The sequence below is a fragment of the Streptomyces sp. NPDC059355 genome (genome assembly GCF_042752335.1).
Taxonomy (GTDB): Bacteria; Actinomycetota; Actinomycetes; order Streptomycetales; family Streptomycetaceae; genus Streptomyces.
In genome coordinates this window covers 21,056-35,172 of sequence record NZ_JBHYXN010000007.1, presented here as the reverse complement: position 1 = coordinate 35,172, position 14,117 = coordinate 21,056, and the positions used below count along the sequence as shown (strand labels likewise).

General features: G+C 72.2%; 12 protein-coding genes. 9 read left to right on the top strand and 3 right to left on the bottom strand.

All coding sequences use genetic code 11. From position 1 onward, the window contains the following. Positions 1 to 63: 63 nt before the first annotated feature. The 3 genes from ACFXGI_RS08995 (at position 64) to ACFXGI_RS08985 (ending at position 2,900) form a co-directional block, all read left to right on the top strand. Positions 64 to 891 (top strand): DUF5819 family protein, encoded by an 828-nt coding sequence (locus ACFXGI_RS08995; protein WP_384704782.1) that lies wholly within the window; start codon positions 64 to 66, stop codon positions 889 to 891. Then, a complete protein-coding gene (locus tag ACFXGI_RS08990; protein ID WP_384704781.1) occupies positions 876 to 2,054 on the top strand; it encodes an HTTM domain-containing protein in 1,179 nt (392 codons plus the stop codon). Before ACFXGI_RS08995 ends, ACFXGI_RS08990 begins: the two co-directional genes overlap by 16 nt. Positions 2,055 to 2,129: 75 nt before the next feature. Next, positions 2,130 to 2,900, top strand: coding sequence for a TrmH family RNA methyltransferase (locus tag ACFXGI_RS08985; protein ID WP_384704780.1), 771 nt, complete (start codon positions 2,130 to 2,132; stop codon positions 2,898 to 2,900). Here ACFXGI_RS08985 and ACFXGI_RS08980 read toward each other — a convergent pair. Continuing rightward, a complete protein-coding gene (locus ACFXGI_RS08980; protein WP_384704779.1) occupies positions 2,884 to 3,909 on the bottom strand; it encodes a MerR family transcriptional regulator in 1,026 nt (341 codons plus the stop codon). The two genes, ACFXGI_RS08985 and ACFXGI_RS08980, sit on opposite strands and share 17 nt — an antisense overlap. A 94-nt stretch (positions 3,910 to 4,003) precedes the next feature. Next, the gene (gene paaN, locus ACFXGI_RS08975; RefSeq protein ID WP_384704778.1) at positions 4,004 to 5,686 is read right to left on the bottom strand and encodes a phenylacetic acid degradation protein PaaN; all 1,683 of its coding nucleotides are present in this window, start codon (positions 5,684 to 5,686) and stop codon (positions 4,004 to 4,006) included. Positions 5,687 to 5,853: 167 nt separating this feature from the next. Between paaN and ACFXGI_RS08970 the strand changes: the two genes are divergently transcribed. The 3 genes from ACFXGI_RS08970 to ACFXGI_RS08960 all read left to right on the top strand — a co-directional run bounded on the left by ACFXGI_RS08970 (position 5,854) and on the right by ACFXGI_RS08960 (position 9,803). After that, complete coding sequence (locus tag ACFXGI_RS08970) at positions 5,854 to 7,401, top strand: 3-hydroxyacyl-CoA dehydrogenase (protein ID WP_384704777.1); 1,548 nt, start codon at positions 5,854 to 5,856, stop codon at positions 7,399 to 7,401. Next, positions 7,398 to 7,988 carry a TetR/AcrR family transcriptional regulator gene (locus ACFXGI_RS08965; protein ID WP_384704776.1) on the top strand — a complete coding sequence of 197 codons (591 nt, stop codon included), beginning with the start codon at positions 7,398 to 7,400 and terminating at the stop codon, positions 7,986 to 7,988. The genes ACFXGI_RS08970 and ACFXGI_RS08965 overlap by 4 nt, the downstream gene beginning before the upstream one ends. Before the next feature lie 240 nt (positions 7,989 to 8,228). Further along, positions 8,229 to 9,803, top strand: coding sequence for a PKD domain-containing protein (locus ACFXGI_RS08960; protein WP_384704775.1), 1,575 nt, complete (start codon positions 8,229 to 8,231; stop codon positions 9,801 to 9,803). Between the two features lie 90 nt (positions 9,804 to 9,893). Here ACFXGI_RS08960 and ACFXGI_RS08955 read toward each other — a convergent pair whose 3' ends face one another. Continuing rightward, positions 9,894 to 10,475, bottom strand: coding sequence for an Lrp/AsnC family transcriptional regulator (locus ACFXGI_RS08955; RefSeq protein ID WP_384704774.1), 582 nt, complete (start codon positions 10,473 to 10,475; stop codon positions 9,894 to 9,896). Positions 10,476 to 10,675: 200 nt separating this feature from the next. On the opposite strand from ACFXGI_RS08955, the gene pdhA reads away from it, so the two are divergent. The 3 genes from pdhA to ACFXGI_RS08940 are packed head-to-tail and all read left to right on the top strand — an operon-like array spanning position 10,676 to position 14,111. Beyond that, entirely contained in the window at positions 10,676 to 11,812 is a 1,137-nt protein-coding gene (gene pdhA / locus ACFXGI_RS08950; RefSeq protein WP_384704773.1) for a pyruvate dehydrogenase (acetyl-transferring) E1 component subunit alpha, read from the top strand. Positions 11,813 to 11,838: 26 nt separating this feature from the next. Further along, positions 11,839 to 12,807, top strand: a complete 969-nt coding sequence (locus tag ACFXGI_RS08945; protein ID WP_384704932.1) for an alpha-ketoacid dehydrogenase subunit beta — start codon at positions 11,839 to 11,841, stop codon at positions 12,805 to 12,807. Further along, positions 12,807 to 14,111: a dihydrolipoamide acetyltransferase family protein gene (locus tag ACFXGI_RS08940; RefSeq protein WP_384704772.1), complete on the top strand. Its 1,305-nt coding sequence runs from the start codon at positions 12,807 to 12,809 to the stop codon at positions 14,109 to 14,111. Before ACFXGI_RS08945 ends, ACFXGI_RS08940 begins: the two co-directional genes overlap by 1 nt. Positions 14,112 to 14,117: the final 6 nt, after the last annotated feature.

The following is a 14,117-nucleotide window of genomic DNA, read 5'->3' as shown; positions in this document are numbered from 1 at the left end:
CGGCGGCCCGTAGGGTGTCAACCTCTGAGGTCAACCCTGTGGACACCGGATGATCGGGGCGGGATGGAATCGAACGAGCGCGAGCCAGCGGAAGCAGCCGTTCCGCCGGCCGTTCCGCCGATCGATCCACCGGTCGCCACCGCGGCGGCCGCCCCCGTCCCGGCAGCCCGTCCGCCGGCGGATCCGCCGGTCGAGCCCGCTGCCGAGCCCGCTGCCGAGCCGCCCGCCGAAACGGCCGTCGAGCCCCCCGCCGAACGGGCGACGCCGCCGCGGGCTCCCGGGATCGCGGGCCTGTCCGCCCCGTACCGCGTCGTCACGTCCCTCGCCCTGGCCGCCGTGGGCCTCGCCGCCTGCGGTCACCTGGCGCTGGTCTTCCTGCACGTCGCCCCGTCCAACACGGTGAGCAAGCAGCACGCGCGGACGGTCGACGACTGGATCTACCCCGAGTTCGAACAGAACTGGAAGCTCTTCGCCCCCAACCCGCTGCAGCAGAACATCGCGGTGGAGGTACGGGCCGAGGTCCGCTCCGGCCTCGGCGGCGAGCTGGTCCCCGTCGGCTGGCGGGACCTGTCGGCCGAGGACGGCGCGGCCATCCGGCACAGCCTGCTGCCGAGCCATACCCGGCAGAACGAGCTGCGCCGGGCCTGGGACTTCTTCACCGGCTCGCACGACGAGGACAACAAGCCGATCGGCGAGCGCGGCGAACTGTCGGAGCGGTACCTGCGCCGGATCGCGCTGAACCGGCTCACGGACGACGGGACCGGCGCGCGGGGCGAGATCGTACGGATCCAGCTGCGCTCGGCGACGCGGGCGGTGCAGGCGCCGCCGTGGAGCGACGAGAAGACCGACACCCAGACGTACTACCGGGAGCTGCCGTGGTGGACGCTGTGAGGCGGGCACCGGCGGCCGCGCGTGCGGTCGCCGGTGCCCGCGCCGCCGGCGGGCGGGCGGTCGCCCGGGTCAGCGGGCGGGCACTGGGCCCGTACCAGAGCGCCGTCGTCCGGATCGGCTTCTCGGCGACCTGGTTGTTCTTCCTGCTGCGGGAGTTCCCGCACCGCGGCGAGCTGTACGGGCCGGACGGGCCCTGGAGCTTCGGTCTGGCGGAGCGCCTGGTCGCCTCGAACCACGCCTTCTCGGTGCTGATGTGGTCGGACTCGGGGCTGTGGTTCCAGACCGTCTACGCGGTGTCGGTGCTGTCGAGCCTGATGCTGATGCTGGGCTGGCGGACGCGGGCGACGTCCGTGGTGTTCATGGTCGGGGTGCTGTCGCTGCAGAACCGCAGCGTGTTCATGGGCGACGGCGGGGACAACGTCATCCACCTGATGGCGATCTACCTGGTGCTGACGCGGTGCGCGCGGGTGTGGTCCCTGGACGCGCGGCGCGCGCGGCTTCGGGGGTCGGCCTCTGCGGGGGCGGCCGGACCGGTGCTGTGGGGTGTGCTGGGCGCGGTGTTCGCGTACGGGGCGGTGACGGAGCGGTTCAGCCATGGCTGGCTGGCTGCGTTCGCTGCGCTGTGGACCGTGTGCGCGCTGTGGTGGATGGTGGACCGGTACGAGCCGGAGGGCGAGGGACGGGCCGTCCTGGACGTCCTGGCGAACCTGGTGCACAACGCGGGGCTGCTGGTGATCATGGCGGAGGTCTGCCTGATCTACGCGACGGCCGGCTGGTACAAGATCCAGGGGTCGCGGTGGCAGGACGGCACCGCGCTGTACTACCCGCTCGGGCTGGACTACTTCTCGCCGTGGCCGGGACTGTCCGGGGTCCTGGCGGGGAGCGGGACGATGGTGATGCTGCTGTCGTACGGGACGGTGGCGGTACAGGTCGCGTTCCCGTTCACGGTGTTCAACCGGCGGATCAAGAACGTGCTGCTGGCGTTGATGATGCTGGAGCACGCGGGGATCGCGGTGCTGCTGGGGCTGCCGTTCTTTTCTCTGGCGATGATCGCCGCTGACGCGGTGTTCCTGCCGACGGCGTTTCTGGTCTGGCTGGGAGCCAGGGCCTCCGGCGGGGTGCCCCGGGTGGTTCCCGCGCCGGACGCCGCGAGCCCGGCCTGATCCACAAGACACCCCCCGGGGGCAAGGGCGGGCAGGGGGCGGAACGCCCGGGCCGCGGCCCGTACGCTCGGCGGTATGACTGAGCAGCACGGGAGTCCCGACGAGACCGCACGGCAGTGGCGGGAGGCCGCCGGGCGGGAGGACCTCGTACTCCTCGACGGGTTTCACGCGCTGAAGCACGCGCTGCGGTTCGGGGCCGACGTGCGCATGGTCGTGGCCGACGATCCCGACGGCGTACGGGCGCTGGCCGCCGAGCTGGCTCCGGACGTGGCGGCGGACGTGGCCCGGCTCGTGCGCGCGGGGGAGCTGCGGACGCTCGTGAACCGGGTGCATCCCACCGGGGTCGCGGCGCTGGCCGTGCGGCCCGACCGGGCCGAGGGGCGGGCCCGGCTCGACCGGCGGCCGCGGACCGCGCCCGTGGTCGTACTCGACAACCCCCGCAACCTCGGCAACGTCGGCGCCGTCGTCCGGCTCGCCGCGGGCTTCGGCGCCACCGGCGTCGTCACCCGCGGCGACCTCGACCCCTGGCACCCCAACGTGGTCCGCGCCGGAGCCGGTCTGCACTACGCCACCACCGTGGACCGGGTGGACCTCGACACCCTGCCCGCCGGGCCGGTGTACGCGCTCGACCCGGAGGGCGAGGACATCCGCGCCCTCACCCTCCCGGACGACGCCCTGCTCGCCTTCGGCTCGGAGCGCCACGGCATCTCACCCGAGCTGCGCGAACGGGCCGACCATCTGGTCTCCCTCCCGATGCGTCCGCAGGTCTCCAGCTACAACCTGGCCACCAGCGTGGCGATGACCCTCTTCCACTGGGGCGGGCCGAAGGTCATGCCTCAAGACTGACCGGCATCAGGAGCGAGAAGGCGTCCTCGACGTCGGGGCGCAGCAGGACGAGCGGGGCCTTGGGCCCGATGTACTCCAGCAGCAGTTCGTCCCCGGCGGCCAGCGCGTCGAGCAGGAAGGCGGGATTGACCCCCACCCGGTCCCCGGCCGAGTCTTCGTCGCCGACGGCCACCGTGTCCGTGAGGACGAGGACGCACACCTCGCCGTCCTGCTCGCCGAGGGCCTGCCGCAGGGCCGGTACGTCCAGGGTGAGGCGGCGGCCCTCGGGCAGCCGGGTGAGGCGGCGGTAGTCGGGGAACTCCTCGCCGAGGCTCTGCCCGGCGGCCTGGCGGCCCTGGGTCTCCAGCTCCACCGTGCCCCCGTCCACGGTGAGGCGGGCCGGGGCTTCGCCGGTCAGCAGGGCGCGCATCGCGTCGGCGAGCGGGGTGGGCACGGTCACCTGGACCCGGCCGCCGGCGTGGCCGGCGGTGGGCGTACGGGCGACGGACATCCGGTAGCGGTCCGTGGCCACGAGGTGCAGGGCGTCGCCCTCGATGTCGAAGTGGATCCCGCCGAGCACCGGCAGCTCGGGGTCGGTTCCGGCGGCGTGGCGTACGGCGTCCAGGGCGGCCGCGAGCTCGCTGCCCGGCACCGTCAGCCGGGTGCCGGTGGTGGCGGTGGTCATGGAGGTCTCCTTGTGTCCGAGTAGGGCTCGTACCGTGGAGAGTTCCTCGCGGGCGTCGGCCAGCCCGCGTTCGAGCCGCCGCAGATGCCCGTCGAGCAGCCGGGGCACCAGGCCGGTGTCCCCGCCGGCCCAGCCGGCCAGCACCAGCCGGATGTCCGCGAGCGGCATTCCGGAGCGCCGCAGCCGGGCCAGCAGCCGGGCCTCGCCGAACTGCTCGGGCGCGTACCAGCGGTACCCGGTCACCGGATCCACCCACGCCGGTACGAGGACGCCCGCGCGGTCGTAGAACCGCAGGGCGCTCACCCCCAGCCCGCTGTCCCGGCCCATCTCGCCGATGCTGCGCATGTCGCTCTCCACACCCACGACTCTGGGACCTCCACCAGGTCGAGGGTCAAGCGGGCCCGGCGCCGCCACGCCGGGCCCGCTCCTGCCGTGGCCGTCAGGCCTGGCGGCGGATCTCCACCATGCGGAAGCGGTTCGAGACGAAGGCTCCGTCACACAGGGCCGCGTTGGCCGCCGGGTTGCCGCCCGAGCCGTGGAAGTCCGAGAAGGCCGCGGTCTGGTTGACGTAGACCCCGCCCGTCAGGTTCAGGGAGAGCTGAGCCGACTCCTCCAGGCAGACCTCCTCGATGGCCCGCTCGGTGTCCGCCGACGTGGTGTAGGCGCCGACCGTCATCGCACCCTTCTCGCGCACCGTGCGGCGCAGGAGGTCCAGGGCGTCCGCCGTGGAGTCCACGGCCACCGCGAAGGACACCGGGCCGAAGCACTCCGACAGGTACGGGGCTTCCGGGTCCGGCTTGGACGCGTCCAGCTTGACCATCACCGGGGTGCGGACCACCGCGTCCGGGAATTCCGGGTTCACCACCTCGCGCGAGGCCAGTGCCACCTCGCCGAGGCCGGCCGCCGCCTCCAGGCGGGTCTTGACGTCCGGATTGACCAGGGCGCCGAGCAGCGCGTTGGCCCGGGCGTCGTCGCCCAGCAGGCCGCCGACCGAGGCCGCGAGGTCGGCGACGACCTCGTCGTACGACTTGTGGCCGGCGTCCGTCTCGATGCCGTCGCGCGGGATCAGCAGGTTCTGCGGGGTGGTGCACATCTGGCCGCTGTACAGGGACAGCGAGAACGCCAGGTTGGAGAGCATCCCCTTGTAGTTCGAGGTCGAGTCGACGAGGACCGTGTTGACGCCGGCCTTCTCCGTGTAGACCTGCGCCTGTCGGGCGTTGGTCTCCAGCCAGTCGCCGAACTCGGTCGAGCCGGTGTAGTCGATCAGCTTGATCTCGGGGCGGACGGCCAGGGTCTTGGCGATGCCCTCGCCCGGCCGCTCCACGGCCAGCGCCACCAGGTTCGGGTCGAAGCCCGCCTCGGCGAGGACCTCGCGGGCCGTCTTCACGGTCAGCGCCAGCGGGAGCACGGCGCGCGGGTGCGGCTTGACCAGCACCGCGTTGCCCGTGGCCAGGGAGGCGAAGAGGCCCGGGTAGCCGTTCCAGGTCGGGAAGGTGTTGCAGCCGATCATCAGAGAGATGCCGCGCGGGACGGCGGTGAAGGTCTTGCCGATCTCCAGCGGGTCCTTCTTGCCCTGCGGCTTCGACCAGTCGGCCTGGCCGGGGACGCGGGTCTGCTCCTCGTACGCGTACGCCACCGCCTCCAGGCCGCGGTCCTGCGCGTGCGGGCCGCCCGCCTGGAACGCCATCATGAAGGCCTGGCCGCTGGTGTGCATGACCGCGTGCGCGAACTCGTGCGTCCGCGCGCCGATCCGGGCCAGGATCTCGATGCAGACCAGGGCGCGCGCCTCGGGCCCGGCGTCCCGCCAGGCGCCCATGCCGGCCTTCATCGCGGGCAGCAGTACGTCCGGGTCGGCGTGCGGGTACTCGACGCCCAGCTCGGGGCCGTACGGGGACACCTCTGCGCCGGTCCAGCCGTCGGTTCCGGGCTGGTCCAGGTCGAACCGGGTGCCGCGGACGGCCTCGAAGGCGGCCAGCCCGTCGGCCGGGGCGGTATCGCCGTAGGCCTTGGGGTGCTCCGGATGCGGGGACCAGTAGGCGCGGCTGCGGATGGCCGCCAGGGCCTGGTCCAGTGTGGACCGGTGCTTGTCGGACAGCTGGGGGACGGTGAGCTCGGCGGCCATCAGGGACCAACTCCTCGTTGAGCCGGGCAAGATCAGGCTGGGTCACAGACTGAGATCAGGCAGGGGCGGGTGAAGAAGAGCAGACTGGAGTTAGAGTAACCGAACGATCGGTCGGGACAAGAGGGCCCGGCAGGCCTGTGGATAACCCGGTGCGGGAGGATCAGGACATGACAGCAATCGAGCGGTCCCTCACTGTGGCGGTCGTCGGCGCCGGCACCATGGGGCAGGGCATCGCCCAGGTCGCCCTCCTCGCAGGTCACCGGGTGCTGATCTACGACATCAACGCCGGGCTCGCCGCCGGCGGTGTCGGGATCGTCCAGGACCGCGTCGACCGCATGGCAGCGAAGGGCCGCCTCGATCGCGCCGACGCCGAGGACGCGATCGGCCGGATCGAGGCGGCCTCCGCCCTCGCCGACCTCGCGGACGCCGCGCTCGTCATCGAGGCCGTCGTCGAGGACGCCACCATCAAGCGCGCGCTCTTCGAAACCCTCGAAGAGGTGGTTTCGCCGGACGCCCTGCTGGCGACCAACACCTCCTCCCTCTCCGTCACCGAGCTCGCCGCCGGTCTCGCGCACCCCGGCCGCTTCCTCGGCCTGCACTTCTTCAACCCGGCCCCGCTGCTCCCGCTCGTCGAGGTGGTCAGCGGTTTCGCGACCGACCCGGCCGCCGCCGAGCGCGCGTACCGCACCGTGCTGGGCTGGGGGAAGACGCCGGTCCGCTGCGCCGACACCCCCGGCTTCATCGTCAACCGGATCGCCCGCCCCTTCTACGCCGAGGCCTTCGCGGTGTACGAGGAGCAGGGTGCCGACCCGGCCACCATCGACGCCGTTCTCCGCGAGAGCGGCGGCTTCAAGATGGGCCCGTTCCAGCTGACCGACCTGATCGGCCAGGACGTCAACGAGGCCGTCACCCGCTCCGTGTGGGAGTCGTTCTTCCGCAGCCCCAAGTTCACCCCGTCCCTCGCGCAGCGCCGGCTGGTCCAGTCGGGCCGCCTGGGCCGCAAATCGGGGCACGGCTGGTTCCCGTACGGCCCGGACGCCGAGGCCGCGGCCCCGCACACCGCCGGTCCCGAGGAGGCCCCGGAGAAGGTCACCGTGGTCGGCGACCTCGGTCCCGCCGCCGGGCTCGTCGAGCTGCTGGAGGAGGCCGGGATCGCGGTCACCTCCACCGGGCACGGGGGTCCGTACATCCAGCTGCCCGGCGAGGGCCAGCTGGTGCTCGCGGACGGCAAGACCTCGATCGAGTTCGCCGACGTCGTCTACTTCGACCTCGCGCTCGACTACCGCGGGGCCACCCGGATCGCGCTCTCCACCGGCGGGGACACCAGCGAGCGGACGCTCGCCGAGGCGGTCGGCCTCTTCCAGAAGCTCGGCAAGAAGGTCTCCGTCATCGGCGACGTGCCCGGCATGATCGTGGCCCGCACCGTCGCGATGCTGATCGACCTGACCGCCGACGCCGTCGCGCGCGGCGCGGCCACCGCCGAGGACGTCGACACGGCGATGCGGCTCGGCGTCAACTACCCGCTGGGTCCGTCCGAATGGCACGACCGGCTCGGCCGCGACTGGGCGTACGACCTGCTGCACCACCTCGACGAGCGCTGTCCCGGCGGCCGCTACGCGCCCTCGCTGGCGCTGTTCAAGCTCGGCTACACCGAGGGCGAAGAAGGCGACGACAGCGACGAGCGCGACGAGGGCGCCGCGGAGGAGACTGCATGACCACCGCCAAGCGGGACACCTACACCCCCGAGACGCTCCTGTCCGTCGCCGTCCAGGTCTTCAACGAGCGCGGGTACGACGGCACCTCCATGGAGCACCTCTCCAAGGCGGCGGGCATCTCGAAGTCCTCGATCTACCACCACGTGGCGGGCAAGGAGGAGCTCCTGCAGCGGGCCGTCAGCCGCGCGCTCGACGGGCTCTTCTCCGTACTGGAGGAGCCGGGCGCGGTACGCGGCCGGGCGGTCGAGCGGGTCGAGTACGTCACGCGCCGCACGGTCGAGGTCCTGCTCGCCGAGCTCCCGTACGTGACGCTGCTGCTGCGGGTACGGGGCAACACGCGGACCGAGCGCTGGGCCCTGGAGCGCCGCCGCGAGTTCGACCACCAGGTCGCGGAGCTCCTGAAGGCCGCGGCGGCGGACGGGGACCTGCGGGCGGACGTGGACATCCGGCTGGCCACCCGCCTGCTGTTCGGGATGGTGAACTCGCTGGTCGAGTGGTACCGCCCGCACCCCGGTACGACGGTGGACCAGCTGGCCGACGCGGTGGTCCACATGGCCCTGGACGGTCTGCGGACAGTGCGCGGCTAGTTCCCCGTCATGATGCGTACGATCTTGCCGAATATTTTCTGATGAACTGCTGTGCGAATTCTGTACGATGAGCGAGCTTTCGAACGCGTTCAAGCAGTAACAGAAAATGGGGGGCCGGTGCGCAGTCGCCGTCTTGTAGTTTCCGCTGCCGTTGTCGTCGCGGCCAGCGTTGGTTTCATCCCGGGTCCGGCCCAGGCGGCCGGTCCGGCCGCGGGTTCGTCCGCGCCGGTGGCCAAGGGGGTGTCCGCTCCCGCAGCGGACCTGGCCAAGCTCGGCACGGCTGATGCCAAGACCTTCCACAGCCCGAAGGGGAACTCGGTCCGCAAGGCCCTGCCCGCAGCCAAGGGCAAGGCTGCCGCGAACGCGACCGCGCAGGGCGCGGAGACCGCCGCCGCCGGCAACCCGGAGCTGGGCCTCGTCCTCGACGCGAAGAGCTTCTCCGCGCACGGCATCGAGCTGCGCGCCCAGGTCGTCAGCGTCGCGGGCGCCACGCTCAAGGTCACCTACGACTGGGGCGACGGTACGACCGACGGCACCGACGCCTACCCGGGCCAGGAGGTGTCGCTCAAGCACAGCTACGCCGAGCTCGGCGAGTACAAGGTCAAGGTCACCGTCACGGACACCGTGAACCAGGCCGAGTCCGTCAACGAGCTGCCGCTCTCGACGGTCGGCTCGGAATTCACCCCGTACGCCCCGACCCGCCTCCTGGACACCCGGGACGGCACCGGAGCCCCGCGGAGCATGGTCCAGGGCTACTCCACGGTCAAGCTGAAGGTCGCCGGCAACGGCAAGATCCCGGCGGGCGTCACGGCCGTCGCCCTGAACGTCACCGCCACCGACACCGCCAACCCGGGACACATCACCGTGTACCCCGGGGGCACCACGCGTCCGACGACGTCCAACGTCAACTTCGTGACGGCCCAGACCGTCCCGAACATGGTGATCGTGCCGGTCGGCAAGGACGGCACCGTCGAGCTGTACAACGGCAGCTGGACGCAGGTCAACCTGATCGCCGACATCACGGGCTACTTCACCCGCACCGCGGCCAGCGGCTACACGCCGATGACCCCGGTCCGCGTCGTGGACACCCGCTCCGGCCAGGGAGCGCCCCAGGGCCAGGTCGGCGGCCGCAAGTCGATCGGCGTGCAGCTCGGCGGCTGGTACGTGCCGAACAACGCCACCGCCGTGGCGCTGAACGTGACCGCCACCAACCCGCGCGAGGACGGCCACCTGACGGCCTACCCGAGCGGTCAGTCGGCCCCGAACACGTCCAACGTGAACTTCAAGGCCAAGCAGACCGTCGCCAACTCGGTGATCGTCCCCGTCGGTTCCGACGGCAAGGTCAACATCTTCAACGGCGCCTGGGCGGGCACCGACGTCATCGTCGACGTCGTCGGCTACTACAGCCCGGACAGCTCGGGTGCCTTCATGTCCCTGGCGCCGCGCCGCATGCTCGACACGCGCGCCTGGGGCTACGGCCCGATGTACGCCCGCGGCTACATCTGGATGCCGATCTCCACGGACGAGGAGGGCATCGCCGGCTACGTCCTGAACACGACGGTGACCAACACGAAGCAGGACGGGTTCCTGTCGGTCGCCCCGGACCCGAACCACCCCAACGACTACGACAAGGGCACCGACGTCACTCCGGCGCGGCCCACGTCGTCCACCCTCAACTGGACGGCCGGCCAGACCGTCCCGAACCTGGTCCAGGCGAGCTCGGGCGGCGTCAACGGCGTCGTCGACTTCTGGAACCAGAGCTGGGACACCACCGACCTGATCGTCGACATGTTCGGCTACTACGAGACCAAGTAATCGCGTAACCGGTCTCGTGAAGAGCCCCGGGAAGGCCCTCACGGCCTTCCCGGGGCTCTGCCGTTCCCCCCGGCCGCTTCCGGGGCCCGGCTACTCCTCGGAGATGGCCTGGGCGCTGTTCGGGCCGCGGCCGGCATCGAGCAGGTCCGTTTCCTCGAACACCAGCAGGGTGCGCGTCGACAGGACCTCCGGGATGGACTGGAGGCGGGTCAGGACCAGCTCGCGCAGCGTGCGGTTGTCCGGGGTGTGGACCAGCAGCAGGACGTCGAAGTCCCCGCTGACCAGGGCAATGTGGGCCGCGCCCGGGAGCTCGCGGAGCTTCTCGCGGACCGTGCGCCAGGAGTTCTGGACGATCTTCAGGGTGATGTACGCGGAGGCGCCCTGGCCCGCCCTCTCGTGGTTGACGCGGGCCGTGAACCCGCGGATCACGCCGTCGTCGATCAGGCGGTTGATCCGGGCGTAGGCGTTCGCGCGCGAGACGTGGACCTGCTCGGCCACCGAACGTATCGACGCGCGGCCGTCCGCCTGGAGCAGGCGCATGATCGAACGGTCGATGGGATCGAGGGGACGCGGCGGGGTGGGCGGGGTCTGTGGGGCCGAAGGTGCACCGCCCGGTGGCACCGGTACGGAACCCGGCGTGGAACCCGATGCGGCCATTTGTTCATCCGGCATTGCCCACTGCCTCCCTCTCCTGGACGTCCTGCACCCATCCCAGGGCCCCGGCGCCACTTTGTCCACAGCCTGGAGCCGCCTGTAGCCAAATTGCGCCATCGACCGAACAATCGGTTGGTGAGGCGCCTCACAACCCCCGGCCACCGCCGGGGGTACCCCCGGGCGCCCAGACGACTTCCCACGAGGAGGTGTACGCCGCCATGACGGTCCAAGAGCTGCCCGGTGCCGGTGCGTCCCACCGATCCACCCCGCCGCCCGCCTGGAGGCCCCGTACGGATGCCGCCCCGCTGCTCCCGGACCCCGAGCCGTACCGGGTGCTGGGCACGCCGGCCGCCGAGAAGCTCGACGCCGCGCTGATGCGCCGCTGCTACGCCGAGCTGGTGCGCGGGCGCCGGTACAACGCCCAGGCCACCGCCCTCACCCGGCAGGGCCGACTGGCCGTGTACCCCTCCACCGTCGGCCAGGAGGCCTGCGAGATCGCGGCCGCGCTGGTCCTGGAGGAGCAGGACTGGCTCTTCCCGAGCTACCGCGACACCCTCGCGGCCGTGGCGCGCGGCCTGGACCCCGTCCAGGCGCTGACCCTCCTGCGCGGCGACTGGCACACCGGGTACGACCCGCGCGAGTACCGCATCGCACCGCTGAGCACCCCGCTCGCCACCCAGCTGCCGCACGCGGTCGGCCTGGCGCACGCGGCCCGGCTGCGCGGCGACGACGTGGTCGCGCTCGCCATGGTGGGCGACGGCGGCACCAGCGAGGGCGATTTCCACGAGGCGCTGAACTTCGCCGCCGTCTGGCAGGCCCCGGTGGTCTTCCTCGTCCAGAACAACGGCTTCGCCATATCGGTCCCGCTGGCCAAGCAGACGGCCGCCCCCACCCTGGCCCACAAGGCCGTCGGGTACGGGATGCCCGGCCGCCTCGTCGACGGCAACGACATCGCCGCCATGCACGAGGTGCTGTCCGAGGCCGTCCGGCGGGCCCGGGCCGGCGGCGGACCGACGCTGATCGAGGCGGTCACGTATCGCATCGAGGCCCACACGAACGCCGACGACGCGACCCGCTACCGCGGTGACGCCGAGGTCGAGGCATGGAAGGCGCACGACCCGGTGGACCTGCTGGAGCGCGAGCTGACCGCCCGCGGCATGCTGGACGAGGCGGGCATCCAGGAGGCCAGGGACGCCGCCGAGGTGATGGCCGCGACCCTGCGCGACCGGATGAACGCCGAGCCCGTGCTCGACCCGATGGACCTGTTCGAAAACGTCTACGCGGAGCAGACCGGCCGGCTCCGCGAGCAGGCGGAGATGCTGCGCGCCGAGCTCGACGCGGAGGAGCAGTCGTGACCACGGTGGCCTTGAAGCCGGCGACGATGGCGCAGGCGCTGCAGCGGGCCATGCGCGACGCGATGGCGGAGGACCCGACGGTCCACGTCATGGGCGAGGACGTCGGCACGCTGGGCGGGGTCTTCCGGATCACGGACGGCCTCGCGAAGGAGTTCGGCGAGGAGCGCTGCACGGACACCCCGCTCGCGGAGGCCGGCATCCTGGGCGCCGCGGTGGGCATGGCCATGTACGGGCTGCGGCCGGTCGTGGAGATGCAGTTCGACGCGTTCGCGTATCCGGCGTTCGAGCAGCTGATCTCGCACGTGGCGAAGATGCGCAACCGGACGCGCGGCGCGATGCCGCTCCCGATCACCATCCGCGTGCCGTACGGCGGCGGGATCGGCGGGGTGGAGCACCACAGCGACTCCTCCGAGGCGTACTACGTGGCCACGCCCGGTCTGCACGTGGTGACCCCGGCGACCGTCGAGGACGCGTACGGGCTGCTGCGCGCGTCGATCGCGAGCGACGACCCGGTGATCTTCCTGGAGCCGAAGCGGCTGTACTGGTCGAAGGCGCAGTGGGACCCGGCGGCGCCGGCGGCCGTACCGGGGATCGGGAAGGCACTCGTCCGGCGTACCGGCACGAGCGCCACGCTGATCACGTACGGCCCCTCGCTGCCGGTGTGCCTGGAGGCGGCCGAGGCGGCGCGCGAGGAGGGCTGGGACCTGGAGGTCGTGGACCTGCGCTCCCTCGTCCCGTTCGACGAGGAGACGGTCGTGGCCTCCGTACGCCGCACAGGGCGCGCGGTGGTGGTCCACGAGGCGAACGGCTTCGGCGGACCGGGCGCGGAGCTCGTCGCGCGCATCCAGGAGAAGTGCTTCCACCACCTGGAGGCGCCGGTGCTGCGGGTGACGGGCTTCGACATCCCGTACCCGCCGCCGATGCTGGAGAAGCACCATCTGCCCGGTGTGGACCGGATCCTGGACACCGTGGCCCGCCTGCAGTGGGAGAACTGATGCCGCAGGTAATGGAGTTCAAGCTCCCCGACCTCGGGGAGGGACTGACCGAGGCCGAGATCGTCCGCTGGCTGGTGGCGGTGGGCGACGTCGTCGCCATCGACCAGCCGGTGGTCGAGGTCGAGACGGCCAAGGCGATGGTGGAGGTGCCGTGCCCGTACGGCGGTGTGGTCACCGCCAGGTTCGGGGAGGAGGGCACGGAACTCCCCGTCGGAGCACCACTGATCACGGTGGCGGTGGGTGCGGGGGCGGACGAGGTGGTGGAGCCCGAGGACTCCGGCTCGGGCAACGTCCTGGTCGGCTACGGGACGGACCACTCGCGCACGGCGCGTCGGAGGCGGGTGCGACCCGGCTCCGCAGCGCCGGCTGTCGCCGCCGCTCCCACGCCCGCTCCCGCTGCCGTCGTGACGAGTCCTGTCGTGACGGGGCCTGTCGTGACGGGGCCGGTGGCCGTGATCTCGCCGCTCGTGCGCAAGCTGGCGCGGGACCACGGGATCGACCTGCGCGCGCTGCGCGGGTCGGGGCCCGAGGGGCTGATCCTGCGTGCGGACGTCGAGGCGGCGCGCCGGGCGCCGGAGCCGGCCCCGGTCGCCGCCCCCGCGGCGGCTGCCCCGGAGGGTGAGCGGGTACCGCTGAAGGGCCTGCGGGGCGTGGTGGCCGAGAAGCTGTCGCGCAGCCGCCGGGAGATCCCGGACGCCACGTGCTGGGTCGACGCCGATGCGACCGAGCTGATGGCGGCGCGGGCCGCGATGAACGCCGTGGGCGGTCCGAAGATCTCCGTGCTGGCGCTGCTGGCCCGGATCTGCACAGCCGCGCTGGCGAAGTACCCCGAGCTCAACTCGACCGTGGACCTCGCGGCGAACGAGATCGTACGGCTGCCCTCCGTGCACCTGGGCTTCGCGGCGCAGACGGAGCGCGGGCTGGTCGTCCCGGTCGTCCGGGACGCGCAGACGCGGAACCCGGAGTCGCTGTCGGCGGAGTTCGCCCGCCTCACCGAGGTGGCCCGGGCCGGGAAACTGGCCCCGGCCGACCTCACCGGGGGCACCTTCACCCTGAACAACTACGGGGTGTTCGGCGTGGACGGCTCCACGCCGATCATCAACCACCCGGAGGCGGCGATGCTCGGCGTCGGCCGGATCATGGCGAAGCCGTGGGTCCACCAGGGCGAGCTGGCGGTGCGCCAGGTCGTCCAGCTGTCCCTGACCTTCGACCACCGGGTCTGCGACGGCGGCACGGCGGGCGGCTTCCTCCGCTACGTGGCGGACTGCGTGGAGTCCCCCGCGGTGCTGTTGCGCTCGCTGTAACGGGGG

Excerpts from the sequence above, each read along its gene's own strand:
- ACFXGI_RS08995 (WP_384704782.1), top strand. The coding sequence starts at position 64 with ATGGAATCGAACGAGCGCGAGCCAGCGGAAGCAGCCGTTCCGCCGGCC.
- ACFXGI_RS08985 (WP_384704780.1), top strand. The coding sequence starts at position 2,130 with ATGACTGAGCAGCACGGGAGTCCCGACGAGACCGCACGGCAGTGGCGG.
- ACFXGI_RS08980 (WP_384704779.1), bottom strand. The coding sequence starts at position 3,909 with ATGCGCAGCATCGGCGAGATGGGCCGGGACAGCGGGCTGGGGGTGAGC.
- paaN (WP_384704778.1), bottom strand. The coding sequence starts at position 5,686 with ATGGCCGCCGAGCTCACCGTCCCCCAGCTGTCCGACAAGCACCGGTCC.
- ACFXGI_RS08970 (WP_384704777.1), top strand. The coding sequence starts at position 5,854 with ATGACAGCAATCGAGCGGTCCCTCACTGTGGCGGTCGTCGGCGCCGGC.
- ACFXGI_RS08965 (WP_384704776.1), top strand. The coding sequence starts at position 7,398 with ATGACCACCGCCAAGCGGGACACCTACACCCCCGAGACGCTCCTGTCC.
- ACFXGI_RS08955 (WP_384704774.1), bottom strand. The coding sequence starts at position 10,475 with ATGCCGGATGAACAAATGGCCGCATCGGGTTCCACGCCGGGTTCCGTA.
- pdhA (WP_384704773.1), top strand. The coding sequence starts at position 10,676 with ATGACGGTCCAAGAGCTGCCCGGTGCCGGTGCGTCCCACCGATCCACC.
- ACFXGI_RS08945 (WP_384704932.1), top strand. The coding sequence starts at position 11,839 with ATGGCGCAGGCGCTGCAGCGGGCCATGCGCGACGCGATGGCGGAGGAC.
- ACFXGI_RS08940 (WP_384704772.1), top strand. The coding sequence starts at position 12,807 with ATGCCGCAGGTAATGGAGTTCAAGCTCCCCGACCTCGGGGAGGGACTG.